Source organism: Streptomyces sp. enrichment culture, from assembly GCF_964273255.1.
GTDB lineage: Bacteria > Actinomycetota > Actinomycetes > Streptomycetales > Streptomycetaceae > Streptomyces.
On sequence record NZ_OZ186835.1, the window covers coordinates 599,007 to 624,916 of the forward strand.

17 protein-coding genes and 1 pseudogene are annotated in these 25,910 nt (G+C 72.3%); 11 read left to right on the forward strand and 7 right to left on the reverse strand.

Annotated features, from left to right (window positions below):
• Positions 1–11 precede the first annotated feature (11 nt).
• Positions 12–341: pseudogene (locus ACSU53_RS02685) on the forward strand (alpha/beta fold hydrolase); the annotation flags it as partial.
• Between the two features lie 216 nt (positions 342–557).
• Here the strand turns inward: ACSU53_RS02685 and ACSU53_RS02690 are convergent.
• Both ACSU53_RS02690 and ACSU53_RS02695 read right to left on the reverse strand, forming a co-directional pair.
• Entirely contained in the window at positions 558–1,454 is an 897-nt protein-coding gene (locus ACSU53_RS02690) for a fructosamine kinase family protein (protein WP_437024547.1), read from the reverse strand.
• Positions 1,455–1,476: 22 nt separating this feature from the next.
• Positions 1,477–2,997: a GH39 family glycosyl hydrolase gene (locus ACSU53_RS02695; protein WP_437024548.1), complete on the reverse strand. Its 1,521-nt coding sequence runs from the start codon at positions 2,995–2,997 to the stop codon at positions 1,477–1,479.
• A gap of 394 nt (positions 2,998–3,391) precedes the next feature.
• Between ACSU53_RS02695 and ACSU53_RS02700 the strand changes: the two genes are divergently transcribed.
• The 5 genes from ACSU53_RS02700 to ACSU53_RS02720 all read left to right on the forward strand — a co-directional run bounded on the left by ACSU53_RS02700 (position 3,392) and on the right by ACSU53_RS02720 (position 10,038).
• Positions 3,392–4,681: an ABC transporter substrate-binding protein gene (locus ACSU53_RS02700; protein ID WP_437024549.1), complete on the forward strand. Its 1,290-nt coding sequence runs from the start codon at positions 3,392–3,394 to the stop codon at positions 4,679–4,681.
• 10 nt (positions 4,682–4,691) lie between these two features.
• Complete coding sequence (locus ACSU53_RS02705) at positions 4,692–5,714, forward strand: carbohydrate ABC transporter permease (protein ID WP_437024550.1); 1,023 nt, start codon at positions 4,692–4,694, stop codon at positions 5,712–5,714.
• Entirely contained in the window at positions 5,714–6,607 is an 894-nt protein-coding gene (locus ACSU53_RS02710) for a carbohydrate ABC transporter permease (protein WP_360598046.1), read from the forward strand. Before ACSU53_RS02705 ends, ACSU53_RS02710 begins: the two co-directional genes overlap by 1 nt.
• A gap of 135 nt (positions 6,608–6,742) precedes the next feature.
• A complete protein-coding gene (locus ACSU53_RS02715; protein ID WP_437024551.1) occupies positions 6,743–8,242 on the forward strand; it encodes an alpha-N-arabinofuranosidase in 1,500 nt (499 codons plus the stop codon).
• Positions 8,239–10,038 (forward strand): CocE/NonD family hydrolase, encoded by a 1,800-nt coding sequence (locus ACSU53_RS02720; RefSeq protein ID WP_437024552.1) that lies wholly within the window; start codon positions 8,239–8,241, stop codon positions 10,036–10,038. Before ACSU53_RS02715 ends, ACSU53_RS02720 begins: the two co-directional genes overlap by 4 nt.
• Before the next feature lie 25 nt (positions 10,039–10,063).
• Here the strand turns inward: ACSU53_RS02720 and ACSU53_RS02725 are convergent, their stop codons facing one another.
• The 3 genes from ACSU53_RS02725 to ACSU53_RS02735 all read right to left on the reverse strand — a co-directional run bounded on the left by ACSU53_RS02725 (position 10,064) and on the right by ACSU53_RS02735 (position 14,361).
• Positions 10,064–11,122 carry a LacI family DNA-binding transcriptional regulator gene (locus ACSU53_RS02725; protein WP_437024554.1) on the reverse strand — a complete coding sequence of 353 codons (1,059 nt, stop codon included), beginning with the start codon at positions 11,120–11,122 and terminating at the stop codon, positions 10,064–10,066.
• Between the two features lie 134 nt (positions 11,123–11,256).
• Positions 11,257–12,786 carry a glycoside hydrolase family 43 protein gene (locus ACSU53_RS02730; RefSeq protein ID WP_437024555.1) on the reverse strand — a complete coding sequence of 510 codons (1,530 nt, stop codon included), beginning with the start codon at positions 12,784–12,786 and terminating at the stop codon, positions 11,257–11,259.
• Between the two features lie 123 nt (positions 12,787–12,909).
• On the reverse strand, positions 12,910–14,361 hold the full coding sequence (locus tag ACSU53_RS02735) for an endo-1,4-beta-xylanase (protein WP_437024556.1): 1,452 nt from the start codon (positions 14,359–14,361) through the stop codon (positions 12,910–12,912).
• A gap of 588 nt (positions 14,362–14,949) precedes the next feature.
• On the opposite strand from ACSU53_RS02735, the gene ACSU53_RS02740 reads away from it, so the two are divergent.
• The 4 genes from ACSU53_RS02740 to meaB all read left to right on the forward strand — a co-directional run bounded on the left by ACSU53_RS02740 (position 14,950) and on the right by meaB (position 21,948).
• Positions 14,950–16,425 (forward strand): non-reducing end alpha-L-arabinofuranosidase family hydrolase, encoded by a 1,476-nt coding sequence (locus tag ACSU53_RS02740; RefSeq protein ID WP_437024557.1) that lies wholly within the window; start codon positions 14,950–14,952, stop codon positions 16,423–16,425.
• Between the two features lie 472 nt (positions 16,426–16,897).
• A complete protein-coding gene (locus ACSU53_RS02745; protein ID WP_437024558.1) occupies positions 16,898–18,709 on the forward strand; it encodes a methylmalonyl-CoA mutase family protein in 1,812 nt (603 codons plus the stop codon).
• A complete protein-coding gene (scpA, locus tag ACSU53_RS02750; RefSeq protein ID WP_437024559.1) occupies positions 18,709–20,886 on the forward strand; it encodes a methylmalonyl-CoA mutase in 2,178 nt (725 codons plus the stop codon). Before ACSU53_RS02745 ends, scpA begins: the two co-directional genes overlap by 1 nt.
• A 12-nt stretch (positions 20,887–20,898) precedes the next feature.
• Positions 20,899–21,948, forward strand: coding sequence for a methylmalonyl Co-A mutase-associated GTPase MeaB (gene meaB / locus ACSU53_RS02755; protein ID WP_360598035.1), 1,050 nt, complete (start codon positions 20,899–20,901; stop codon positions 21,946–21,948).
• 61 nt (positions 21,949–22,009) lie between these two features.
• Here meaB and ACSU53_RS02760 read toward each other — a convergent pair whose 3' ends face one another.
• Together ACSU53_RS02760 and ACSU53_RS02765 are read right to left on the reverse strand one after the other, a co-directional pair.
• Positions 22,010–22,738, reverse strand: a complete 729-nt coding sequence (locus tag ACSU53_RS02760) for a (2Fe-2S)-binding protein (protein WP_205078495.1) — start codon at positions 22,736–22,738, stop codon at positions 22,010–22,012.
• A gap of 84 nt (positions 22,739–22,822) precedes the next feature.
• Complete coding sequence (locus tag ACSU53_RS02765) at positions 22,823–23,809, reverse strand: ferric reductase-like transmembrane domain-containing protein (RefSeq protein WP_437024560.1); 987 nt, start codon at positions 23,807–23,809, stop codon at positions 22,823–22,825.
• Between the two features lie 272 nt (positions 23,810–24,081).
• On the opposite strand from ACSU53_RS02765, the gene ACSU53_RS02770 reads away from it, so the two are divergent.
• The gene (locus ACSU53_RS02770; RefSeq protein WP_437024561.1) at positions 24,082–25,908 is read left to right on the forward strand and encodes a glycoside hydrolase family 3 protein; all 1,827 of its coding nucleotides are present in this window, start codon (positions 24,082–24,084) and stop codon (positions 25,906–25,908) included.
• The last annotated feature ends 2 nt before the right edge of the window (positions 25,909–25,910 follow it).

Below are 25,910 nucleotides of genomic sequence, written 5' to 3' on the forward strand. Positions count from 1 at the left end.
CTCGCGCGGGCGAGAACCTCGGCACACGGATCAGCGAGGAGGCCGTCACCGGGGGCTGGAACACCGCGATCCGCAGCGCTCCGGTCGCCGCGTACGCGGTGGTGCCGGCCTGGATCGAGGACTTCCGCGCCGATGTCGAGGCGGTCCGCGCGAGCGGCAGGCCGGTGCTGATCCTGCACGGCACCAAGGACAACATCCTCCCGGTCGACGTCACCGGACGCCGGTTCCACCGGGCCGTCCCGGAGGCCGACTACGTCGAGATCGAGGGGGCGCCGCACGGCCTGCTCTGGACCCACGGGGACGAGGTCAACGCCGCACTGCGCGACTTCCTCGCGAAGTGACGGTGGATCGCGTGCGGCTCCCGCGCCACCCGCGTCACGGGTCGGCCTGATCCGTCCCGGACGGCGTCCCACCGCCGGCAGCGCGCCCCTTCGTGACCACCGGCGAAGGGGCGCGCCACCGCGCCCGCGGCCGGCGCCGGGAGAGGGTGCGTGGGGCGGTGGCGGTGGCGGTGGCGGCCGGTTCCGCTACGGGCCGCGGGGCTTCGGGGCGGAGGTTCAGGGCCGTCGGCGGAACGGGGCGAGGGTGGCGCGGACGTGGTCGGCGGCGCCCCAGTCGGGGTCGAACTGGGCGATGACGGCGAGGTGTTGACGGAGCTGGAGGATCGGCATCCGTGCGCGCCAGTCGCGGTCGAGCCCGGTCAGTTCGGCGTACCGGGTGAAGAACGCGTGTGCCTCGGGCGGTGGCGCCGTCGTCCACAGGTGGGCGAGGTCGGTCTCGGCCCACGTGTACGACACGGCCGGGTCGATCAGCGCGGGCCGGCCGTCGGGGCCGGCCATGACGTTCTGCGTCCAGAGGTCGCCGTGCGTCAGGCAGGCGGGGCGGGCGGGCAGGAGTTCGGGCAGTCGGTCGCACAGGCGTTCCAGGGCCGCCCGGTCGGCGGCGTCGAGCGTCTCCCGGACGCGTGGCTCGTGGAGCCAGCGCAGCAGACGGTGCCGGGCGAAGAACTCGAACCCGTCGTCGGTCCAGGTGTTGACCTGCCGGCGGCGGCCCAGCCAGTTGTCCCGGTGCCACCCGAACCGGGGGTGCCGCGTGGTGGTGTGCAGGTGGGCGAGGGCGTGCGCGAGCTGCTCCCAGAAGGCCACGGTGTCCTGCCGGGGGCTCAGTACGGACAGGGCGAGCAGGTCGCGGTCCGCGTGGACGATCCGGGGTGTGGTGATGCCGCCCGTCTCGCGCAGCACGGTGAGCCCTTCGGCCTCCGCGGCGAAGACGTCGTCCGACGGCGGCTCGGCGAAGGCCTTGACGAACAGCGACGTGCCGTCGGTGAGGTGTGCGAGGCCCGCGGTGGCGGCGAGGCCCCCGGTGACCGGTTCGACAGCGACGACGTCGGCCGGTATGGCCGTGCGGAGGCGTTCGAGGAGGTGTTCCAGCAGGAAGGAAGGTGTTCCGGTCACGGCTGTGGTCCTCTGCGCGATGTCACGCATCCCCCAGGCCGAGCAGCCGGTCGTCGCTCCACCACTGCGGTGTCTCGTCGACGACGGGGGTGAGCTCCAGCAGTGTCACCTCGTGACGGGCCAGGACGAGGTCCACGTCGGCCCTCCCGCCGGTGACGGGCACGCTCCGGTGGGAGCGGGCGGGTTCGGCGGCCTCGCGCAGGGCGTCCAGGCGGCGGTGGTCGGGGGCGAGCGGCCGGCCCATCTCGCGCCAGGCGGCCCAGGGGTTGCCGGCGTCCTCGCTCACGGAGCGGCGCAGGGCGAAGGCGGAGCCCCGCGTGTCCGGGGTGCCGAGGGGCAGGGACAGCCGGACGGTGTGGCCGTCGACGGGTTCGCCGCCGCCGGGGTCCGCCGGCGCCCAGGCCAGGACGGTGACGCGTCCGTCGTCGTGGCGGGTCACCAGGTGGTCCTCGCCCCGGGCGAGGATCTGCTCCCCCATCGCGGCCATGAAGGTGTACAGGTGGTAGGTGGGTTTCTTGATCTGACGGTGGGCCAGCAGACCGAAGCCGCCGTGGAACGGCGTGGTGGGGACGCCCACTTCCTCGAGGACGTCGCAGAACGTCCAGTACGAGAACGAGTCCGCGAGGTCGCCCCCGTTCACCAGGACGGGCGCGAGGTAGGCGGCGTGGAACGCGGTGTCGTGGACGGGGTTGTCCGGGCGGTAGGCGGAGTTGAACTCGGTGATGTGCAGCGGCAGTCCGGCGAGCCCGGTGCCCGCCAGCTGCCGCCGGGGGGCGCCGAACTGTTCCAGCAGGGCGGACGCCGGCATGAGGGTCTGGTGGGCGCCGAACGGCACGGGCTGGACGGGGCCGGAGGAGTAGGCGTGGCGGCTGACGAAGTCGATCGGCAGGTCACGGGTGTCGACGAACTCGGCGAAGCGTTCGATCCACTCGTCCTGGTAGCCCGGCGCCAGTGAGGGCCCGCCGACCTGGAGTTCGGCGTCGACCTCCTTGACGGCCCGGGCGGTGACCTCGTAGAGGCGGTGGTAGGCGTCCTGGCCGGCGGACCAGAACGCCTCCAGGTTGGGCTCGTTCCACACCTCGATCGGCCAGCGGCGCACCTGGTCGATGCCGTAGCGGTCGACCAGGTGCCCGACGACGGCGCGGACGAGGGCCGCCCACTCCTTCTCGTCGCGGGGTGGGGTGATGTTGCCCTTCCACCAGAAGACGGTGGCGTCGCCGGAGGCGAGCTGTGAGGGCATGAAGCCGAGTTCGAGGAAGGGCGCGATGCCCAGCTCCAGGTAGGTGTCGACGACCTGGTCGACGTAGGTGAAGGCGTGGCGCACGCGCCGCTCGCCGGCGTGTTCGTAGGGCTGGTGGACGCCCGTTCCGTCGCTGAGCAGGCCGTGGCCGCGGATGTGGCGGAAGCCGATCTCCCGCTGCACGAGGGCGAGCGACTCGTAGTGGTCGCGCCGCAGCGCGAGGTCGAACCGGCCGGTGCCGACGCAGTGGCGCCAGGCGTCGGAGAGCCGGGCTGTCGGCTGCCGGGGGACGGCGATCCGCATGGGGGTTCCTTCGCTGCGGTGGGAAGCGGGCGGGGCACGCCGGGGGCGGGCGGGTGGACCGGACCGGCTCTCGCTCGACGTGCTGCGCACCGTAGGGAGACGCCGAAAACGGTGTCAAGACGCCTGGACGGCCTGCCGGGCGGGCGTGCGGCGCCCCGGGGCCGGGGCGGGGTGCGGCGGGGTACGCAGTGCCTTGTCAGCGGGCCTGTCCGTCATCACGGACGGCGTCGGCCGGGTCGGTAACGATTGGGCAACTTGCGAAAACTCTTGGTTGCTTACCTTTCATTTCTGGCGGTACACCTTGCTCCTACCTCGCGGACGATTCATTAGTTTGCGCAAACTATCCAGCACGTCAGCAGCTCGACCACTGACAACAGAGCAGGGAGTCCCCACGATGACGAGGAGAACCCGCAGCGCGACGGCTGCCGCGATCGGCCTGTGCCTGGCACTCGCCGCGGTCGGCTGCGCCGGTGGAGACGACGGCGACGGTTCGTCCGGCGGCCAGGGGACGGTGACTCTCTGGACGAACGCGATGGAGGGGCGCGGGGCCGAGTTCTGGCGGGACGCCGCGAAGGCCTACCACGAGCTGCACCCGGACGTGACGATCAAGATCCAGTCGGTCCAGAACGAGGACCTCGACGGCAAGCTGCAGAACGCCCTCAACTCGAACTCCGCGCCCGACATCTTCCTGCAGCGCGGTGGCGGCAAGATGCAGGCCATGGTCGACGCCGGCCAGATCAAGGAACTGGAACTGACCGACACCGACCGGGGCAACGTGGGCGAGGCGGCCCTCGAGGGCGTCTCGATCGACGGCAAGGTCTACGCGATGCCGCTCGACACCCAGCCCGAGGGCATCTACTACAGCAAGGACCTGTTCGAGAAGGCCGGCATCACCGCGCCGCCGACGACGATGGACGAACTCCAGGACGCCGTCGCGAAGCTGAAGGCGATCAAGGTGGCCCCGATCGCGGTCGGCGCCAAGGACGCCTGGCCGGCGGCGCACTGGTACTACAACTTCGCCCTGCGCGAGTGCAGCCAGGAGGTCATGCAGGAGGCCGCGAAGTCGCTCACCTTCGACGACCCCTGCTGGACCGCGGCCGGCGACGACCTCGCCGAACTCCTGGACACCGAGCCCTTCCAGAAGGGCTTCCTGACGGCGACGTCGCAGCAGGGCGCCGGATCCTCGGCGGGCATGATCGCCAACCACAAGGCGGCCATGGAGCTCATGGGCAACTGGAACCCCGGTGTCATCGCCGACCTGACCCCGGACAAGAAGCCGCTCCCCGACCTGGGCTGGTTCCCCTTCCCGTCGGTGTCCGGCGGCAAGGGCGACCCGACCGCCATCATGGGCGGCGCCGGCGGCTACTCCCTCTCCAAGAACGCGCCGAAGGAGGCCCTGGGCTTCCTCCGGTTCGTCGTCACCAAGGAGCAGCAGGAGGCCTACGCCGAGGCCTTCGACACCATCCCGGTGAACAAGCAGGCGCAGGGCGTCGTCACCGAGCCCTACAACATCTCGGCCCTGGAGGCCTTCAACAAGGCCGCGTACTCCATGCAGTTCCTCGACACCGTGTACGGCCAGAACGTCGGCAACGCCATGAACATCGCCGTGGTGAACCTCATGGCCGGCAAGGGCACGTCCGCCGACATCGTCAAGGACGTCAAGGCCGCCGCCGAGAAGGGCTGAGTCAGCAGACATGAGCGACACCCTGGGCACTGACACGGCCGACGGCCGCCAGTCGCAGGGCACGCCCGGAGCCCGGGACGCGGCCACGTCCGTGCCCCCGGCTCCGCCGCGAGCGGCTGCACACCGCCGGCGCCGTGCCCGGACGCGACTGGAGATCGCGGTCCTGTCCGCACCGGCCGTCATCACGTTCCTGGCGTTCGTGATCTTCCCCGTGGTGCTCGCCGGGTACTACGGCTTCTACCAGTGGAAGGGCTACGGAGAGCCCACCGACTGGGTCGGCCTGAACAACTACAAGCTGATCCTCACCGACTCCGCGTTCCACGACGTGCTGTGGCACAACGGCCTGATCCTGGTGCTCTCCCTGGTCATCCAGGGTCCGCTGGCGATCGGCCTGGCGCTGCTGCTCAACCAGCGGATCCGCGGCCGTTCGACGATCCGTGTCCTGATCTTCGTGCCGTACATCATCTCCGAGGTCATCGTCGGCACCGGCTGGAGCCTGATGCTCCAGAGCAACGGCGCGCTCAACGACCTGCTGCACCGCATCGGCCTGGGCTCCCTGGAAGCGGACTGGATCGCCGACCCGGATCTGGCGATCTGGACGCTGATGGGCATCATCACGTGGAAGTACATCGGCTTCGCGGTGATCCTGATGCTCGCCGGCCTGCAGTCGATCCCCGACGAGATCTTCGAGGCCGCGCAGATCGACGGCGCCTCCTACTGGCAGATCCAGCGCCGCATCACGCTGCCGCTGCTGGGACCGACGATCCGCATCTGGGCCTTCCTGTCGATCATCGGCTCGCTGCAGCTGTTCGACCTCATCTACATCATCTGGGGCCAGTACGTGTCGGGCACCGCCGGCACCTCGACCATGGCGATCTACATGCTCGCCCAGGGCCGCAACGCGGGGAACTACGGCTACGGCAGTGCCGTCGCGGTCGTGATGTTCCTGATCTCGCTCATCGTCGCGCTGATCTACCAGCGCCTCGTCCTGCGCCGCGACCTCAAGGGCGCCGTCACCGAAGGGACCGTGTGATGAGTGCGACGACCGCCGTCTCCGGGACGTCCCGCGCGCCGGAGCCGACGAAGTCCGCCGGCCGCCGCGACCGGCCGCAGCAGTGGGGCAGCCCCGTCACCTACTTCGTGGCGCTGCTCTTCGTCGGTGTCTGCGTCGCACCGGTGCTCTACATCGTGCTCGGCGGCTTCCGCACCAACGCGCAGATCACCACGGACCCGGCCGCGCTGCCCCGCCCCTGGGTGATCGGCAACTACGTCGGCGTGCTGAAGTCGTCCGTGTTCTGGGGGGAGTTCGCCAACTCCCTCATCGTCGCGGTCACCAGCACCATCGGCATCGTCACGCTCGGGCTGATGGTCAGCTTCGTCATCGCGCGCTACGACTTCAGGCTCAAGGGAGCGATGTACTCGCTGTTCGCCGCCGGCCTGATGTTCCCCATGGTCATCGCGATCACTCCGCTGTACCTCGTCATCAAGGACCTGGGCCTCGTCGACAACCTGCTCGGCGTGATCATCCCGCAGATCGCCTTCGGCCTGCCGACGACCGTCATCATCCTCGTGCCCTTCCTCAGGGCCATCCCCAACGAGATCGAGGAGGCCGCCGCGATCGACGGCATGAGCCGGATCGGATTCTTCTTCCGCATGGTGGTGCCGCTGTCGCTGCCCGGTGTGGTCACCGTCGGCATCCTCGGATTCGTCGGCAGCTGGAACAACTACCTGCTGCCCCTGTACGTCCTCAACTCGCAGGCCAACTTCACCCTGCCGCTCGGCGTCCAGGTGTTCTCCTCCCAGTACTCCACCGACACCGCGAAGGTGCTCGCCTTCACCTCCCTCGCCATGCTGCCCGCGCTGATCTTCTTCTCGGTCTTCGAGAAGCGCATCGTCGGCGGCCTCACCGGTGCCGTGAAGGGCTGACCCCCGTACCGGGCCCGCTCCGGGACCCGCGACAGGACCGTCCCGCGCCTGCCCCTGCCATGCCCCTCGGCAGGGGCAGGCCGCTGACCGACGCCGCCCGGCCGCGAACCCCCGCGCCCCCCGAAAGGATCCGCATTGCCCCGCGTCCACATCGAGCTCGACCGGCAGGCCGTCATCGCCCCGGTCCGGCGCCGCACCTTCGGCTCGTTCGTCGAGCACCTCGGCCGCTGCGTGTACACCGGCCTCTACGAGCCCGGGCATCCGACCGCCAACGAGGACGGGTTCCGCATGGACGTCGTCGCACTCGTCAGGGAGCTCGGCAGTACCACCGTCCGCTACCCGGGCGGCAACTTCGTCTCCGGGTTCCGCTGGGAGGACTCCGTGGGCCCCCGCGAACAGCGCCCGGTGCGCCGCGACCTGGCCTGGCGCTCCCTGGAGTCGAACCAGGTCGGACTCGACGAGTTCGCCCGGTGGCTGAAGCTGACCGACTCCGAGCTGATGCTGGCGGTCAACGTGGCCACCCGGGGCATCCTGCCCGCCCTGGACCTCCTGGAGTACGCCAACCACCCGTCCGGCACGGCCCTGTCGGACCTGCGCATCGCCAACGGCACACCACAACCGCACGACGTGCGCATGTGGTGCCTCGGCAACGAGATGGACGGCCCCTGGCAGACCGGGTTCATGACGGCGGACGACTACGGCAAGACGGCCGCCCGCACCGCCGCCGCGATGAAGCGGGCCGACAAGGACCTCGAACTCGTCGTCTGCGGCTCCTCCGGCTCCACCATGCCGACCTTCGGCGACTGGGAACGCACCGTCCTCGAACACTGCTACGACCACGTGGACTACGTCTCCTGCCACGCGTACTACCAGGAGCACGACGGCGACCTCGGGTCCTTCCTCGCCTCGGCGGTCGACATGGACTACTTCATCGACACCGTCGTCGCGACCGCCGACCACGTGGGGCACAAGAAACGCTCCAACAAGAAGATCAACATCTCCTTCGACGAATGGAACGTCTGGTATCTGAAGGAGCACCAGGAGACCGAGAAGGTCCACGACGAGTGGCGGCACGCCCCGCGGCTGCTGGAGGACACCTACACGGTGGCGGACGCCGTCGTCGTCGGCAATCTGCTGATGACGCTGCTGCGCCGCAGCGACCGCGTCACCTCGGCCTCCCTCGCCCAACTCGTCAACGTGATCGCGCCGATCATGACCGAGCCGGGCGGCCCGGCCTGGCGCCAGACCACGTTCCACCCCTTCTCCATCACGAGCCGGCTCGCCTCCGGGGAGGTGATCCTGCCCCTGATCGAGGCGCCGACGTACGACACGGCGCGCTTCGGGGAGGCACCGCTCGTCGACGCCGTCGCGACCGTCGACGAGGACCGCGCCGCCGTCTTCCTCGTCAACCGCGACCTCGCGGAGACCGCCCGGGTGACGGTGGACGTGCGCAGCCTCGGTTCCTCGCGCATCACCGAGGCGGTCACGCTCGCCGACTCCGACGTGTACGCGAAGAACACGCTCGCCCGGCCGGACCGGGTGGCCCCGGCCCCGAACACCGGCGCGGCCCTCGCCGACGGCGTGCTCACCATCGAACTGCCGCCGACGTCGTGGTCGGCGGTCGCGCTGCGGTGAGCGACGGCGAGCGCCCCGCCCGGGATCCGGTGCTCCGTGGGACCGGCGGCGACCGGGCCCTCGCGGCGCCCGGCCCGGTCGCCGGGCGCCGCGAGGCGGACTGCGTCCTGCGCGACGGGACCCGGCTGCGGACCGTGCTGCTGCTGCCGCACGGGACCGGGCCGTGGCCGGCCCTGCTGACCCGCCATCCCTACGACGTGACCCGTGAGGAGCACGACGGGCTGCTGGACGTCGGCCGTCTCGTCGCCGCCGGCTACCTCGTCGCGCTCCAGGACGTGCGGGGCCGCTTCGGCTCCGAGGGCGTCTTCGAGCCCGGTGCGCAGGAGGTGGCCGACGGCGCCGACGCCGTGGCCTGGCTCGCGGCGCGTCCCGAGTGCACCGGCAGCGTCGGCATGTGGGGCGCGTCCTACGCCTCGGACACCCAGTTCGCCGCCCTGTTGGGAGGCGCCCCGGCGCTGCGGGCGATCGCCCCTGCGATGACGCCGGCGCTGTCGGCGCTCGACGGTTTCCGGTTCCGCGGCGGGGTGCCGGAGATCGGGAGCACCCTGACGTGGACGCACGGGGCGATCGCCCCGGACCTGATCTCGCGCATCGGTTCCGCCCGCGAACGGGAGGCCGAGCAGCGGCGGTGGGAGGCCACCGAGCGGGCCATCGCCTCCGGTGACGCGTTCCGGGCCGGGGCCCCGCACCCCGGGTGGGACGCCGAGGCGATCGTCCGGTGGGGCCTGGACCGGCTGCGGGAGCCGCTCGGGTCGGTCCGGCACCGCGAGGGCAAGATCGTCGACCGGATCGACGCGGTCGGTGTCCCCGTCCTGCTGACCGGCGGGTGGTTCGACGTGTTCCTCGGGTCGACCCTGGAGATGTACCGGCGGCTGCTGCGCCGCGCGAAGGACACCGGCGGGCCGGTGCCCCGCCTGCTGGTCGGCCCCTGGACGCACGACGACCTGTCGGGCCGGGCCGCCGGCGCCGACTTCGGCCCGGGCGCGTCCGCCGACGACCTCGGCGACGGCAGCGACCTCACCGCGTGGCATCTGCGGTGGTTCGACTCCGTCCTGCGCTCGGGCGCGCCGACGGGGCCGCCGGTGCGCGTGTTCGTGATGGGCTCTGACCGGTGGGTGACGCTGGACGAGTTCCCGCCGCCCGGCACGCGGACGCTCGCCCTGTACCTGAACCCGGGGGGCGAGCTGGCCGCCGAGCCGGCCGGCAGCGGTGAACGGCGGCTGATCAGCGACCCGTCGGACCCGGTGCCGACGCGCGGCGGTGCGGTGCTGCTGTTCGCGCCGTTCACGGCGGGGCCCGCCGACCAGACGGAGGTTCAGGCGCGTCCCGACGTGGTGGCGTGGCGCACCGGGCCGCTGACGGAGGGCCTCACGGTGCTGGGCGCGGTGCGTGCCGTGGTCCACCTCGTGACCACGGGGACGGACGCGGACGTGGTGGTGCGGCTGTGCGACGAGCACCCGGACGGCAGCAGCCGGGTCGTCGCCGACGGTGTGCAGCGGGCGTCGGCCCTGTCCGTCGACCCGGTGACGGGCCTGGGCGAGCGGCGGCCGGTCGTGCCGGGTCAGGAGCTGGAGGTGGTCGTGGACCTGTGGTCGACGGCGCACACGTTCCTGCCGGGCCACCGGGTGCGCGTGGACATCGCCCCGAGTTCGTCACCCCGCTGGGAGGCCGGGCGCAACGCCTTCGATGCGGACGGCACGGCCGCGCGGCCCGCGGCGGCGCAGTACACGATCCGTCACGGCGCCGCCCGGCCGAGCCGTCTCGTCCTCCAGGTCGCGGCGACGGCACCGGGGTGAGAGCGGCCGGGCCGCGCCCGGCGGGTCACCGGCGTGGTGCCGTGGTGGCCCGGGCGGGTGCGGTGGAGGACCGGACGACCAGCTCGGTGGCCAGTTCCATGCGGGCGGGTGACCGGGCGCCGCCGTCCTCGCCGCGGGTCTGCTCGATCAGGAGCTTGACCGCGGCGGCGCCCAGTTCGGTGCTGGGCTGGCGGACGGTCGTCAGGCCGGGGGTGATGTACTGCGCCTCGGGCAGGTCGTCGAAGCCGACGACACTGATGTCCTCGGGGATCCGCAGGCCGCGGGCGGCCAGGGCGTCGTAGATGCCGAGTGCCATGGAGTCCGCGCAGGCGAAGAGCCCGGTGATGCCGGGGTCGCCGTCGAGCAGGGTGTGGGCGGCGGTGGCCGCCTTGGCCCGGTTCCAGCCGCCGTGGGCCACCGACACCGAGGCCGGGCCGGCCGCCGCCGTGTCGGCCGCGGCGCGGAAACCGTCGACACGGGCGCGGCTGAAGAGGTGGCGGGCGTGGCCGGCGACCACGCCCAGGCGCTCGTGGCCGAGGGACAGCAGGTGCTCGGCGGCCATCCTGCCGCCTTCCCAGTTCGCCACGCCGATGCTCGACACCCCGGACGGGGGTGTGCTCATGGGGTCGATCAGCACCACGGGGACACCGGCGGCGAAGAGGGTGCCGAACTGGTGCGAGGCGGGATCGACGAGCGTCCCGATCACGCCGAGGGTGCGTCGGCGCAGGACCCGCGACACCCAGTCGCCGTCCGGTTCGGCGAGCGTCAGCACGACGTCGAGGCCGGCTGCGGCCGCTTCCCGGCCGACGCCGGCGATCAGCAGGTTCGCCCAGGATCCCTCGAAGTGGGTGACGACGAGGTCGAGTACGTGGGACAGGGCGGTCTCGTCCCGCCCGCTCTCGCTCTTGGCCCCGCCCCGGCGGGTGTAGCCCACGGCCCGCACGGCTTCCATGACCCTCGCGCGTGTCTCCGCCGAGACGTCGGTTCCGCCGCGCAGCACCTTGGACACGGTGGGCACGCTCGTACCGGCGGTCTGGGCCACCAGGGACAGTGTGGGGCGCGATCCGGCTGGTCGGGGGGGCATGGGGACAGATTATCCCAAGGCGTGGAAGGGCCCCCGGGGGCCCAGGAGGCGCCTTGGGGCGGGGCCGGACCGGCCGCGGACGGGCCCCTGGGGAGGCGGAGCCCGCCCGCGTCCGCCCGCCGGGCACGCGCGCGTCATCCGGTCGGCGCCGGGACGTACTCGAACCAGTCGAAGGCGACCGTGCCCTCGGTGGCGTACATGCCGATGACCCGGCCGGTGAAGCCGGCGGCGACCTCGGTGGACAGGTAGCGTCCGTCCAGTTCGGCGAGCGGCGGGCCGTCCGGGGTGCCGGGGCCGCCGAGGTGGAAGGCGATGGTGTCGGGGCCCGTGGTCCCGCCGTCGGTGAGTCCGGGTGACGCGGGGACGAGGCCGGTCGTCCGGACCGTAACGGTGAGGTGCAGGGGGCCCGCCGGGCCGGGCTGCCGGGCGACGGTGCTGCGCAGCGGCCCGATGCGGGCGACGACGCGGACCTCGCCGTCCCCGGCCTCGATCTCGTAGTGGTGGGCCTCGTCCAGGCGTACGCAGAGGCCGCCGCGGCCGGTGCCCGGGTCGAGCAGGGCGGTGACGCGGCAGTCGTGGTGCTGCTGGCGGCGGCCGACGAAGGTGTGGCCGGGGCTGTCCAGGGTGGGGCCGGTCGCGTGGAGGGTGAGACGGCCGGGGCGCTCGGTGAGGGACCAGGAGCCCTCGGGGCGGGCGAACGGCGAGATCCAGTGCGGGGCGAGAGCCGGCCCGTCGAAGTCGTCGCGGGCGGGCGGGGCGGGGACGGGATGCCAGGCACCGCCCGGCGCCGGGTGCCGTTCGGGGACGGGCGCGACGACGGGCCAGCCGTCCTCGTCCCACTCCACGGGGGTCAGGAACGTCTCGCGGCCGAGCACGTGCACGTCGGGGGTGAAGCCGCGGGGACGGACACCGAGCAGCACCATCCACCAGCTGCCGTCGGGGGCCTGCACCAGGTCGGCGTGGCCGGTGTTCTGGACGGGGCGGGGGCTGCCGCTGTGGGTCAGCAGGGGGTTGCCGGGTGCGCCCTCCCAGGGGCCGCGCGGCGAGCGGCTGCGGGCCACGGACACGCTGTGGCCGCGTTCCGTGCCGCCCTCCGCGATGAGCAGGTACCACCAGTCGCCGATGCGGTACAGGTGCGGTGCCTCGGGGAACTTCAGGCCGGTTCCGGACCAGGTGGCGAAGGGCCCCTCCAGCACCTCTCCTCCGACGGGGTCGATCCTGGCCATGTTGATGCCCCCGGCGGGGCCGGAGAAGGCGCACCAGCAGGTGCCGTCCTCCTCCCACGCGAGGTCGGGGTCGATGCCGGGCAGGCCGATCCACACCGGGTCGCTCCACGGCCCCTCGGGCCGCTCGGCCGTGACGACGAAGGTGCCGCCGCCGTCGATGTTGGTGTCGATGACCCAGTAACGGCCGTCGTGGTGACGGATCGTGGGGGCGTAGAGCCCGCCGGACGCCTTGGCGCCGGGGAGGGGCAGCGGCAGTTGTGCGGGGCGGTCCAGCACGTTGCCGATCTGCTCCCAGTGCACCAGGTCCTTGCTGTGGAACAGCGGCAGTCCGGGGACGTACTCGAAGCTGGAGCACACCAGGTAGTAGTCGTCGCCGACCCGGCACACGCTCGGATCGGGGTGGAACCCGCTGATCACCGGGTTGTCGTAGAGGTGCACGGGACGTGTTCCCTTCGGGGTGCCGGGCAGCGCCCGCTGCGGCACGACGGACGGCCGGTGAGGGCCGCCGCCCGGACGGCGGCGGCCCTCACGCTCAGCGGTGCTGTCCTCGCGCGGGACGTGTCAGGCGCGGGTCCAGCGCTGGTTGTTGCCGTTGGAGCAGGAGTAGATCTGGATCTGGGTGCCGTTGGCGGTGCCGGCGCCCACGGCGTCCAGGCACTTGCCGGACTGGACGCCCACGATGGAACCGTCGGAGTTCAGGCGCCACTTCTGGTTGTCGCCGCCCCAGCAGCTGTAGATCTGGACCTTGGCGCCGTTGCCGGTGCCGGCGGCGTCCAGGCACTTGTCGCCGTAGACCCTGAGCTCACCGGAGCCGGTCAGCGTCCACTGCTGGTTGGTGCGGTTGTTGCAGTCGTAGAGCTGGACCTGGGTGCCGTCGGCCGTGCTGGCGTTGGGCACGTCCAGGCAGCGGCCCGAGGCGACGCCCTTGATGGCGGTGCCGTCACCGGGCTCCGGGTCCGGGTCCGGGTCCGGGTTGCCGCCGCCCGCGTTGAGGGCGTTCAGCACGGCGCTGTACGCCTGCTTCTTGCTGCCGTCGTTGTTGAACAGCAGCGGCGTGTGCTCCGAACGCCAGGAGTCGCTGTCGCGGACGCCCCAGACGGTGACGCCGAGACAGCGGGAGACGGCCAGGCAGTCGTTGACCACGGCGGCGTAGGTGGTCGGCGAGGCGCCCTGGATGTCGAGCTCGGTGACGGCCACGTCGACCCCGAGGGCGGCGAACTCCCGCAGCGTGGTGCGGAAGTTGCTGTTGTAGGGGCTGCCGCTGTTGAAGTGCGACTGGAAGCCGACGCAGTCGATCGGCACGCCGCGCTGCTTGAAGTCCCGCACCATGCGGTACATCGCCTGCGTCTTGGCCCAGGTCCAGTCCTCGACGTTGTAGTCGTTGTAGCAGAGCTTGGCCGACGGGTCCGCGGCCCGAGCGGTGCGGAAGGCGACCTCGATCCAGTCGCTGCCGGTGCGCTCCAGGTTGGAGTCGCGCCGGGCACCCGAACTGCCGTCCGCGAAGGCCTCGTTCACCACGTCCCACTGCGTGATCTTGCCCTTGTAGTGGGCCATCACGCCGTTGATGTGGTCGATCATCGCCTGGCGCAGCGCGCCGCCGCTGAGGTTCTGCATCCAGCCGGGCTGCTGGGAGTGCCAGGCCAGCGTGTGGCCGCGCACCTCCTTGCCGTTCTGCACCGCCCAGTTGTAGACGCGGTCGGCGTTGGTGAAGTTGAACTGGCCCCGCTGTGGCTGGGTGGCGTCGATCTTCATCTCGTTCTCGGCCGTCACCGAGTTGAACTCACGGGAGGCGATCGAGGCGTACGTCGAGTCGTTCAGCCTGTTCGCGGCGATGGCGACGCCGAAGTAGCGGCCGCTCTGGGCCGCGGCGGCACCGAGGGTGCTCTCGGCGGCCTGGGCGGAGGGCGGCGCGACGAGCGCGCCGACCAGACCGACGGAGCCGGCGACCAGCGCCAGCATCGCCGCGCGGAATTTCTGCCGTACAGGGGGTCTGGCAAGGGCAGAGGAGCCCATGGCTGTGCCTCCAGGGGTAGGGCATGACGGGATCACCGGACGTCGCGGTCATGGGACCCGGGGGGAAGAAGTCGACCGGCACGGACGGGCCCGGTCGGCCGCCGAGGTGCGCCGGGCGGCGGCGGTCCTGCGGCCGTGCGGGCTGTTGCACGGCTGTGGTGCGGCTCGGGCTGCGCAGGGGCCCGCTCAGGGCAGGCCCGTTCGAGATCTCGGTACACGGTCGGTGTACCAGACAGGATCATTGAGTGATTGACAGTGCCTCGTCAACCCCTCGACTTCATCAATTTCCGACTCTGACCCGAAACTTTCGAACAGCCGGTCGTGAAGTCGCGCTCGCGGGAGCCTCGTGCCACACAGCTCACCACCTGCCGGTTTACGGTCAACTCCGCTAACGAATCCGCCGGGTGGGAAGGACTGTTTGCGGTCAGGTCGGTCGCAGACCTTGACCGCGGAGCGCCGGCTTCCTAGCTTGTGGCGTCACACAACCGGGATCACTTGCGAAACATTCGACATCCGCCCCGCCCCGGAACGGCTGCCGCTCCGCGGTTCGCCCGCGTCCCCCCACACCGTCCCCTAGGAGGCCCCTCGATGTGGTCACGCCCCCTGTCCCCGGTCCGTCCGAGACGCTTACTCGGTGTCCTCGCCCCACTGCTCCTGCTGGCCACGTTCCTCGGCGCCCAGCCCGCCGAGGCGGCGACCGTCGACACGAGCGCCACGTATGTGCTGGTCAACCGCAACAGCGGCAAGGCGCTCGACGTGTACAACCGGGCGACCGGCGACGGTGCCCGCATCACCCAGTGGACACGGAACGACCAGGCCCAGCAGCAGTGGCAGTTCGTCGATTCCGGTGACGGCTACTACCGCCTCAGGTCCCGCCACTCGGGCAAGGTGCTGGACGTCCACAACTGGTCCACCGCCAACGGCGGTTCGATCGTCCAGTGGTCCGACCTGAACGGCACCAACCAGCAGTGGCGGCTGGCCGACAGCGCGGACGGCCACGTCCGGCTCATCTCGCGCCACAGCGGCAAGGCGCTCGAAGTGCAGGGCGGGTCCACCGCCGACAACGCGAACATCGTCCAGTACGACGACTGGGGCGGGACCAACCAGCAGTGGCGGCTCGTCGAGGTCGGCGCCGGCGATCCCGGCACACCCGGCACGTGCGAGCTGCCGTCGAGCTACCGCTGGACGTCGACGGGCGCGCTGGCGCAGCCCCGGCAGGGCTGGGTCTCGCTCAAGGACTTCACCGTCGCCCCCTACAACGGCCGGCAGCTCGTCTACGCGACCACGCACGACACCGGGACGCGGTGGGGGTCGATGAACTTCGACCTGTTCACCGACTGGCCGGATATGGCCTCGGCCGGCCAGAACGCGATGTCGGCGTCGACCGTGGCGCCCTCGCTGTTCTACTTCGCGCCGAAGGACATCTGGGTGCTCGCCTACCAGTGGGGCCGCACCGCCTTCTCCTACCGGACGTCGAACAACCCCACCGACCCCAACGGCTGGTCGTCGGAGCAGACGCTCTTCTCCGGGAGCATCCCCGACTCCGGAACCGGACCCATCGACCAGGCCCTCATCGGTGACGGCACGAACATGTACCTGTTCTTCGCCGGCGACAACGGCCGCATCTACCGGGCGAGCATGCCGATCGGGAACTTCCCCGGCAGCTTCGGCTCGACCTCGGCCGTGGTCATGAGCGACACGACGAACAACCTGTTCGAAGCCCCGCAGGTCTACAAGCTGGAGGGCCAGAACCGCTACCTCATGATCGTCGAGGCGATCGGCTCGCAGGGCCGCTACTTCCGCTCGTTCACGGCCACGAGTCTGAACGGCTCCTGGACGCCCCAGGCCGCGACCGAGAGCAATCCCTTCGCCGGCAAGGCCAACAGCGGCGCCACCTGGACCAACGACATCAGCCACGGCGAGCTGCTCCGCACCAGCCCCGATCAGACCATGACCGTCGATCCCTGCCGGCTGCAGCTGCTGTACCAGGGCCGCAGCCCCGCCTCAGGCGGCGACTACGGCCTGCTGCCCTACCGTCCGGGCCTGCTGACGCTGCGGCGCTGACGGTACGACGGGGCCGGCAGCGGGCCGGCAGCCAGGGGGAGCCGGTGTGGCGGGTCCGGCGGGTGGGCCGGACCCGCCACACCACCGGCCCCCGGCTGTGGGGGCGGGGCCGTGCGGCCGGGGGCCGCGGGACCGGAGAACCCCGATGGCGGAGGGCCGCGGGGCCGGAGAAGAGCCTGGGGCCGGAGGGCCGGAGCGCAGATCGCGCAGGGCAAGGAACACGGCGGACCCCGGGTGACGGGGTGAGGAGGGCGTGACGCCGGGCAGACACAGCTCTTGACTCGCATGTGACGACATGATCGGCGGCATCTCAACGGATGTCGCCGACACTCCTGTCGGCACGCCGGTGAGGCGCAGGTGAGGCCATGGGCGGCCGGTGATCGCCGGAGCGGTTCGCGTCACACTGGCGGGGAGAACAAGGTCACAACGTTCCCTCTGCTGCTCGCCTGTCGGCCTGCCCTAACATCCGAGCATGACGCTCCTGCCTGACGACGGCCTCGGCCTGGCCGCCGAGTTCCCCGACGCGACCCACGAGCAGTGGCAGCACCTGGTGGCCGGTGTGCTGCGCAGGTCGGGCCGGGAGACGCCGGACGACGAGGCGGAGGACGCCCTGTCCACGCTGCTGGAGGACGGCCTGCGGGTGCGTCCCCTGTACACCCGGCGCGATGCCGCCCCCGACCCGGGACTGCCCGGCTTCCCGCCCTTCGTGCGGGGCGGGCGGGCCGAGGGGAGCCGGGTCGGCGGCTGGGACGTGCGGCAGCGCCACACGGTGGCCGATCCGGCGTCGGTGCTCGCCGACCTGGAGAACGGGGTCACCTCCCTGTGGCTGGCCGTCGGCGAGCCCTCCGGCCTCCCGCTCGGCGCGCTCGGTCACGCCCTCGACGGTGTCCTCCTCGACCTGGCCCCCGTCGTGCTGGAGGCGGGCTCCGCGTTCGAGCCGGCCGCGCGGGAGCTGCTGGCGCTGCACGAGGAACGGGGCGTCGCCGCGGACGCCGTGCGCGGCAACCTGGGGGCCGATCCCCTGGGCCACGAGGCCCGCACCGGCAGCGCCTTCGACACCGCGCCCGTGACGGAAACGGCCCTGCGGTGCGCCGAACGGCACCCGGGTCTGCGCGTGCTGACCGTGGACGCGCTGCCCTACCACGAGGCCGGCGGGTCCGCGGCGCAGGAACTGGGCTGCTCGCTGGCGACGGGGGTGGCCTATGTGCGCGACCTCACCGCGGCCGGGCTGAGCACGGCGCAGGCGCTGGCGCAGCTGGAGTTCCGGTACGCCGCCACCGCCGACCAGTTCCTGACCGTCGCCAAGCTGCGTGCCGCACGCCGGCTGTGGGCGCGGGTGGCCGAGGTCTGCGGGGAGCCGCGGGCGGGCGGGCAGCTCCAGCACGCGGTGACCTCACCGGTGATGATGACGCGCCGCGACCCGTGGGTGAACATGCTGCGCACCACCGTCGCCACCCTGGCCGCCGGAGTGGGGGGTGCCGACTCCGTGACCGTGCTGCCCTTCGACCACGCGCTGGGTCTGCCGGACGCGTTCGCCCGCCGGATCGCCCGCAACACCTCCACGATCCTCATCGAGGAGGCGCACCTGTCGAAGGTGATCGACCCGGCCGGCGGCTCCTGGTACGTGGAACGGCTCACCGACGAACTCGCCCACGCCGCCTGGGAGTTCTTCCAGGACATCGAGAAGGCGGGCGGTCAGGCCGCCGCCCTGCGCTCCGGGACGGTCGGCGAACGGCTCGCCGGGACCTGGGCGGTGCGCAGCGCGAAGCTGGCGAAGCGGCGGGAACCGGTCACCGGGGTCAGCGAGTTCCCGCACCTGGCCGAGAAGCCGGTGGTCCGCGCGTCCGTGCCCGAACCGCCGGGCGGGGGCCTGCCGCGGGTGCGGCGGGACGAGGCGTTCGAGGCGCTGCGGGCCCGCTCCGACGCCCACCTGGCCGCCACCGGCGCCCGGCCGCGCATCCATCTGACCGCCCTGGGCCCGGCCGCCGCGCACACCGCCCGGCTCACCTTCGCCGCCAACCTCTTCCAGGCCGGCGGCATCGAGCCCGTCACCGAGGGCGGCTTCGCGGACAGCGGGGCGCGGGAGGTGTGCCTGTGCTCCAGCGACGCGCTGTACGAGGAGCAGGCCGCGACCGCGGCCGCCGCGCTGCGTGATGCGGGCGCCGAGCACGTGTTCCTCGCGGGCCGTCCGGGAGCGTACCCGGGCATCGACAGCTACGTCTTCGCCGGCTGTGACGCCGTCGCCGTGCTCTCCGCAGCCCTCGACCGCATGGGAGTGTCCTGATGTCCGTCCCCGACTTCTCCACGATCGGGCTGGGGTCGCCGTCCGCCGGTGCCGGCCCCGACGAGTGGCGCGCGGCGGTGAAGAAGGCCGCCGACGGCGACGACCTGCTCTGGGAGACCCCGGAGGGGATCGACGTCAAGCCCCTGTACACCGGGCAGGACCTGGAGGGCCTGGACTTCCTGGACACCTTCCCCGGCGTCGCCCCGTATCTGCGGGGCCCGTACCCGACGATGTACGTGAACCAGCCGTGGACGATCCGCCAGTACGCGGGCTTCTCCACGGCCGAGGAGTCCAACGCCTTCTACCGCCGCAATCTGGCCGCGGGGCAGAAGGGGCTGTCGGTCGCCTTCGACCTGCCCACGCACCGGGGCTACGACAGCGACCACCCGCGGGTGACCGGTGACGTCGGCATGGCGGGCGTGGCGATCGACTCGATCTACGACATGCGCCAGCTGTTCGACGGCATCCCGCTGGACCGCATGACGGTGTCGATGACGATGAACGGCGCGGTGCTGCCGGTGCTGGCGCTGTACATCGTGGCGGCGGAGGAGCAGGGCGTACCGCCCGAGAAGCTGGCCGGGACCATCCAGAACGACATCCTCAAGGAGTTCATGGTCCGCAACACGTACATCTATCCGCCGAAGCCGTCGATGCGGATCATCTCCGACATCTTCGCGTACACCTCGCAGCGGATGCCGCGCTACAACTCCATCTCCATCTCCGGCTACCACATCCAGGAGGCGGGTGCGACGGCCGATCTGGAGCTGGCGTACACGCTCGCCGACGGGGTGGAGTACATCCGGGCGGGGCGGGAGGCCGGCCTGGACGTGGACGCGTTCGCGCCGCGGCTGTCGTTCTTCTGGGCGATCGGCATGAACTTCTTCATGGAGATCGCCAAGCTGCGGGCGGCCCGCCTGCTGTGGGCCAAGCTGGTGCGGCAGTTCGACCCGCAGAACGCCAAGTCGCTGTCGCTGCGCACCCATTCGCAGACCTCCGGCTGGTCGCTGACCGCGCAGGACGTGTTCAACAACATCACCCGCACCTGCGTGGAGGCGATGGCCGCGACCCAGGGCCACACCCAGTCGCTGCACACCAACGCCCTCGACGAGGCGCTCGCCCTGCCCACCGACTTCTCCGCCCGCATCGCCCGCAACACGCAACTGCTGCTCCAGCAGGAGTCCGGGACGACCCGGGTGATCGACCCCTGGGGCGGCAGTGCCTACGTGGAGCGGCTGACGTACGACCTCGCGCGCCGCGCCTGGCGGCACATCGAGGAGGTGGAGCAGGCCGGCGGCATGGCGCAGGCCATCGACGCGGGCATCCCCAAGCTGCGGGTGGAGGAGGCCGCCGCCCGCACCCAGGCCCGGATCGACTCGGGGCGGCAGCCGGTGATCGGGGTGAACAAGTACCGGGTGGAGACGGACGAGCAGATCGACGTGCTCAAGGTCGACAACTCCTCGGTGCGCGCCCAGCAGATCGCCAAGCTGCGGCGGCTGCGCGAGGAACGGGACGAGACCGCCTGCCGCGACGCGCTGGACGCCCTGACCCGGGCGGCCGGCGGGGAGGGCAACCTGCTGGAGCTGGCGGTGCGGGCGGCCCGGGCGAAGGCGACGGTCGGTGAGATCAGCGACGCCCTGGAGAAGGTGTACGGGCGGCACGCCGGGCAGATCCGTACGATCTCCGGTGTGTACCGCAACGAGACGGGGGAGTCACCGGCCGTGGAACGCACCCGGACGGTGGTGGACGCCTTCGCCGACGCCGAGGGGCGGCGGCCGCGCATCCTGGTCGCCAAGATGGGCCAGGACGGTCACGACCGGGGCCAGAAGGTGATCGCGACGGCCTTCGCCGACCTCGGTTTCGACGTGGACGTCGGCCCGCTGTTCCAAACGCCGGGCGAGGTCGCCCGGCAGGCCGTGGAGGCGGACGTGCACATCGTGGGCGTGTCGTCGCTGGCCGCGGGGCACCTCACCCTCGTCCCGGCGCTGCGCGAGGCGCTCGCCGAGGAGGGGCGGGAGGACATCATGGTCGTCGTCGGCGGGGTGATCCCGCCGCAGGACGTGCCCGTCCTGCTGGAGATGGGCGCGGCGGCCGTGTTCCCGCCCGGCACGGTCATCCCGGACGCGGCCCGTGACCTGGTGGAGCGGCTGGCGGATGCCCTCGGGCACGACGAGCTGTGAGCCGGTGACGTGATGGCCCTCGATCTGGACGCGTACGTCAAGGGTGTCCTCGACGGCAGGCGGGCGGTCGTCGCCCGGGCGATCACCCTCGTCGAGTCCACCCGGCCCCGGCACCGTGCGCTCGCCCAGCGGCTGCTGACGGAGCTGCTGCCGCACAGCGGGCGGGCGCGGCGGATCGGCATCAGCGGGGTGCCGGGCGTGGGCAAGTCGACGTTCACCGACGCCTTCGGCACGATGCTGACGGGGCTGGGCCACCGGGTGGCGGTCCTGGCCGTCGACCCGTCGTCGACCCGCACCGGCGGTTCGATCCTGGGCGACAAGACCCGGATGGAGCGTCTGGCCGTCGACCCGGCGGCGTTCGTCCGCCCCTCCCCCACGGCCGGTACGCTCGGCGGCGTCGCGAAGGCGACCCGCGAGTCGATCGTGGTGATGGAGGCGGCCGGTTACGACGTCGTGCTGGTGGAGACGGTCGGGGTCGGCCAGTCCGAGACGGCGGTCGCCGACATGGTGGACTCCTTCCTGCTGCTCACCCTGGCCCGCACCGGCGACCAGTTGCAGGGCATCAAGAAGGGCGTGCTGGAGCTGGCCGACGTCATCGCGGTCAACAAGGCCGACGGCCCGCACGAGCGGGACGCCCGCGCGGCGGCGCGTGAACTGGCCGGGGCGCTGCGGCTGATGCACGGCAAGGACGCCTTCTGGACGCCTCCGGTGCTCAGTTGCAGCGCGCGCGAGTCGACCGGGCTCGACGCGGTCTGGGAACGGCTGGAGCAGCACCGGGCGTTGCTGGACTCCACGGGCCGGCTCGCCGCCAAGCGGCGGACCCAGCAGGTCGACTGGCTGTGGGCGATGGTCCGGGACGAACTCCTGGACCGGCTGCACGCCGACCCGGCGGTGCGCTCCCTCGCCCCCGGGCTCGAACAGCAGGTGCGGGACGGCGGGTTGACGGCGACCCTGGCCGCCGAACGCATCCTGGACGCCTTCACGGGCGGCGCGCCCGCCGCCGGACCGCCGGGCCCAGCGGCCGCCCCGGCCGCCCCGGCCACACCGCCCGCTGCCGAGTGACCGGGCGGGACCGGCGGCACGTGAGCAGCGCCGTGCGGCGCGGCGGCCGTCGGCCGGCCGCTCAGCGTACGGACGTATCGCGGCGCGCGGCCCGCCGGGGCGGGCGGTCGGCCAGCCCGCAGTCACCGCACTTCGAGCCGTTCGGCGCGCGGTAGTAGAGGCAGCAGCTCACGCGGCGGAACGCCAGGTCGGGGCCGGTGAGGACGCCGGTGCCCGCCAGGCGTCCGGTGCCCAGCAGTTCGGTCGTGAGAGCGGTGAGCGGTCCGCGTACGGCGGGCCGCAGGGCGAGCAGGGCGTGGGCCGCTCCGGCCAGCGCGGACGCCGAGTTGCCGTCCAGCAGGCGTGGGGCGACCTTGACGCGCAGTCCGTCGGCCAGGGCCGACAGGTGGCCGGTCACCTGCTCGTACAGGGCGCGCGCGGGGCCGTCGTCGAGCCGGTCGGCGTACCGGCCGGCGGGCCGTGGCAGCCGCAGGGCGGGGCCGTCGTCGGCCCGCTGGAGTCCCTCCAGGTCGAGGACGATGCCGTGCAGGACGGCGCAGGCCAGGACGGGTGACCAGAGGCGGGCGGCGTGACCGAGCTGGGCGATGGAGACGTCGACGCGCGGCTCGGTGGTGCGGTGGAGGCGGGCGACCGCCGCGGCGAGGTCGGTGAAACCCGTCGCGTAGGAGCGGGCGACCGGGTGCCAGCCGTCGTCCGGGCCGCCGGCCCGCAGATCGAAGAACCCGCCGAGGCCGGCCACGTCGTGCAGGGCGGCGGTGACGGACGCGGCCGGGGCGCGGGCGTCCTGCACGGCTCGGTCCTCCCTCTGCACTCCTGCGACGGTTCCTGCATCATCCCATCCCGGGTCCTGCGCGTCGCGGGCCCCCCGGGGCGGTCATTCGGTCGCCTGCTCGTGCGGGGCCGTGGCGGGCGGATGCGTCGGCCGGTCCCGTCCGCCGTCACGGCCGGACACCACGACGGCCAGCAGCCCCAGGACGACGGCTGCGACGGCGACCCGTCCTGCCGCCCGGAGCCACCAGCCCGGCCGGCCCCCGCGCCCGCCTCCGCCCGGGGAGCCGAGCCGCTCGGCCCGCCGGGCCGGTCTCAGCAGGCGCAGCAACAGCAGGACGGCGATCGGCAGTTGCAGCAGCCACAGCAGCGTGCGCGGCCATGCTCCGAACCAGACGTTGGTCCCGTACAGCAGGGTGTGCCAGACGCTCAGCACGTAGACGGCGATGACGAAGCGGTGCAGCCGGCGCCAGGTGTTGGCTCCGATGCGGTGGCGGACGTAGAACAGCAGGCCCAGCGGAATCGCGAGGTAGAGGGCGGCCTGTCCGATCGGGATGGCGATCCGGCCGGTGCCGGAGTCGTACCAGCCGGGCACGAAGGTGTCCGCGAAGGCCACCCACAGGCGCTTCGCCCACCCCACCTCGGACTCGTAGCGGACGAGTTCCGCCGCGAACATCAGGGCGTGGGCCAGCATCAGCGCCGTCGTCGACAGGCTGGTGGTGCGGTGCCAGCGCTCCAGGACCGGTCGGGAGACGGGCAGGCGGGCCGGCCGGGGGCCCGGCAGCAGGAGACCGAGCATGACCGTGCCCCAGGCCCACAGCAGCGCCGACCAGCCGAACGCCTGGCTGAGCAGGTACATCCAGTAGGTGCGGGGATCGTCCATGAACGGCATGACGGCGACGGTGTCCGAGGCGCCCGATTCCATGCGCGCGTACAGGAGCGCGAAGACGAGCGCCGTGACCACCACCGCCGCGGTGGCGTCGGGGAGGGCGGACCGCAGGTCGCCGCGCAGCCCGGCGCGGCCGCCGGGAGGCCGTCGCTCTCCGGGCCGGGCCGCTGCGCCGTCCTCGTCCGGAGTGGGGTCCGACAGCATCAGGGCCTCCCGGGCACGGTGCACCGCGGGGCGGTGCGCATGTGGCGTGAGGCAACCAGTCTGGCCGAGGGGGCCGGTGATCGCCGAGGCGTTATCCGGCCAGAGGTGCGGCGCGCAACGCGCGGGGCGGCAGCAGCCTCACTTTGTCTAGACCTATTGTGTCTAGACCTCTTGCCCCGCCCAGGATCCGCGGGCTACGTTGCGCGCTGTTCGGCTCCCCTGGTGATTCCCGCAACTCCCCTGACCAGCAAGGCTGGAAGGAGCATGCCCGCATGCAGGACCGAAGCCCGTCCAGACGAACAGTGATCGCGTCCGCGGCCGTGGTCGCCGCGAGCGCCACGGGTGTCGTGGGCGCGACGGCCACCCCCGCGGCCGCCCACCGGCGCGACCGGCGCCTGAAGAAGATCCTCTCCGGGATGAGCACCGAGGCGAAGGTCGGCCAGCTGTTCGTGCCGTACTTCTACGGCTCGTCGGCGACCTCCCCCAGCCAGTTCGACCAGGAGCGCAACCTCAGCGAACTCGGTGTCCGCACCGTGGCCGAACTCATCGCCAAGTACCACCTCGGCGGTGTCATCTACTTCCAGGGCTGGACGAACAACATCCACGACCCCCGGCAGATCGCGGACCTGACGAACGGTATCCAGCGGGCCTCCCTCGCCCTGCCCACCCCCGTCCCGTCGCTGATCTCCATCGACCAGGAGCACGGGGCCAACGTCCGGGTCGGCGACGGCGCCACCCAGCTGCCGGGGGCGATGGCGCTCGGCGCGGGCCGTTCGCTGTCCGACGCGCGCACCGCCGGGCGCATCTCCGGCACCGAACTCGCCGCCCTGGGCATCCACCAGAACTTCGCCCCGGTCGCCGACGTCAACGTCAACCCGGCCAACCCCATCATCAACATCCGTTCCTTCGGCGCCGATCCGCGCGACGTCGGCCGCATGGTGGCCGCCCAGGTGACGGGCTACCAGCAGGCCGGAGTCGTGGCCTGCGCCAAGCACTTCCCCGGCCACGGCGACACCGGGCAGGACAGCCACACCGAGCTGCCCGTCATCACCCACACCCGAGAGGAGTGGGAACGCATCGACGCCCCGCCCTTCCGGGCCGCCATCGCCGCCGGCGTCGACTCGATCATGACCGCGCACCTCCAGGTGCCCGCGCTCGACGCCAGCAACGACCCGGCCACCCTGTCCCCCACGATCCTTCAGAGCGTGCTGCGCGGCGAACTCGGCTTCGACGGCGTGATCGTCACCGACGCCCTCAACATGCAGGGGGTGCGCACCAAGTACGGCGACGACCGCGTGCCCGTCCTCGCCCTCAAGGCCGGCGCCGACCAGCTGCTGTTCCCGCCGGACATCGACGTCGCCTACCACGGCGTCCTGGCCGCCGTCCGCAGCGGGGAGATCACCGAGGACCGGCTGAACGAGTCCGTGCTGCGCATCCTTCGGGTGAAGGACAAGGCCGGTCTGCTCAGCGGCAGCCCCTACGTGTCGCGCAGAGAGGTCGACCGGGTGGTCGGCGCCCGCGCGCACCGCCTCGCCGCCGCCCGGATCGCCGAGCGCACCACCACCCTGCTGGTCAACCGGGACAGGACGCTCCCGCTGCGGCGCCGGCACCGCAAGCTGCTCGTGGTCGGCGCCGGCCCGGCCTTCCCGACCGACGGCACCCGCACCACCGTGCCGGAACTGGCCAGGGCGTTCGACGAACTGGGCTACAGCACCACCCACCTCGCCACCGGCCGCACCCCCGACGCGGCGAAGATCGACGAGGCGGTGTCCGCCGCGCGGGGCCGGGACGCGGTGATCGTCACCACCGACAACGTCGGCGCGACCAGCACCCAGCGCACGCTGGTGACCCGGCTGCTCGCGACGGGCGTGCCCGTCGTCCACCTCGCGGTGCGCAACCCCTACGACATCGCCCACCTCGGTGACGTCCCCGCCTCCCTGGCCTCCTACTGCTGGACCGAGGTCGAACTGCGCGCCGCCGCCCGGGTGATCGCCGGCCGTGTCGACCCGCGCGGCCGGCTGCCCGTGCCCGTCCCCCGGGCCGACGATCCGGACCGGATCCTCTTCCGCTCCGGGCACGGCCTGTCGTACGACGACTGACG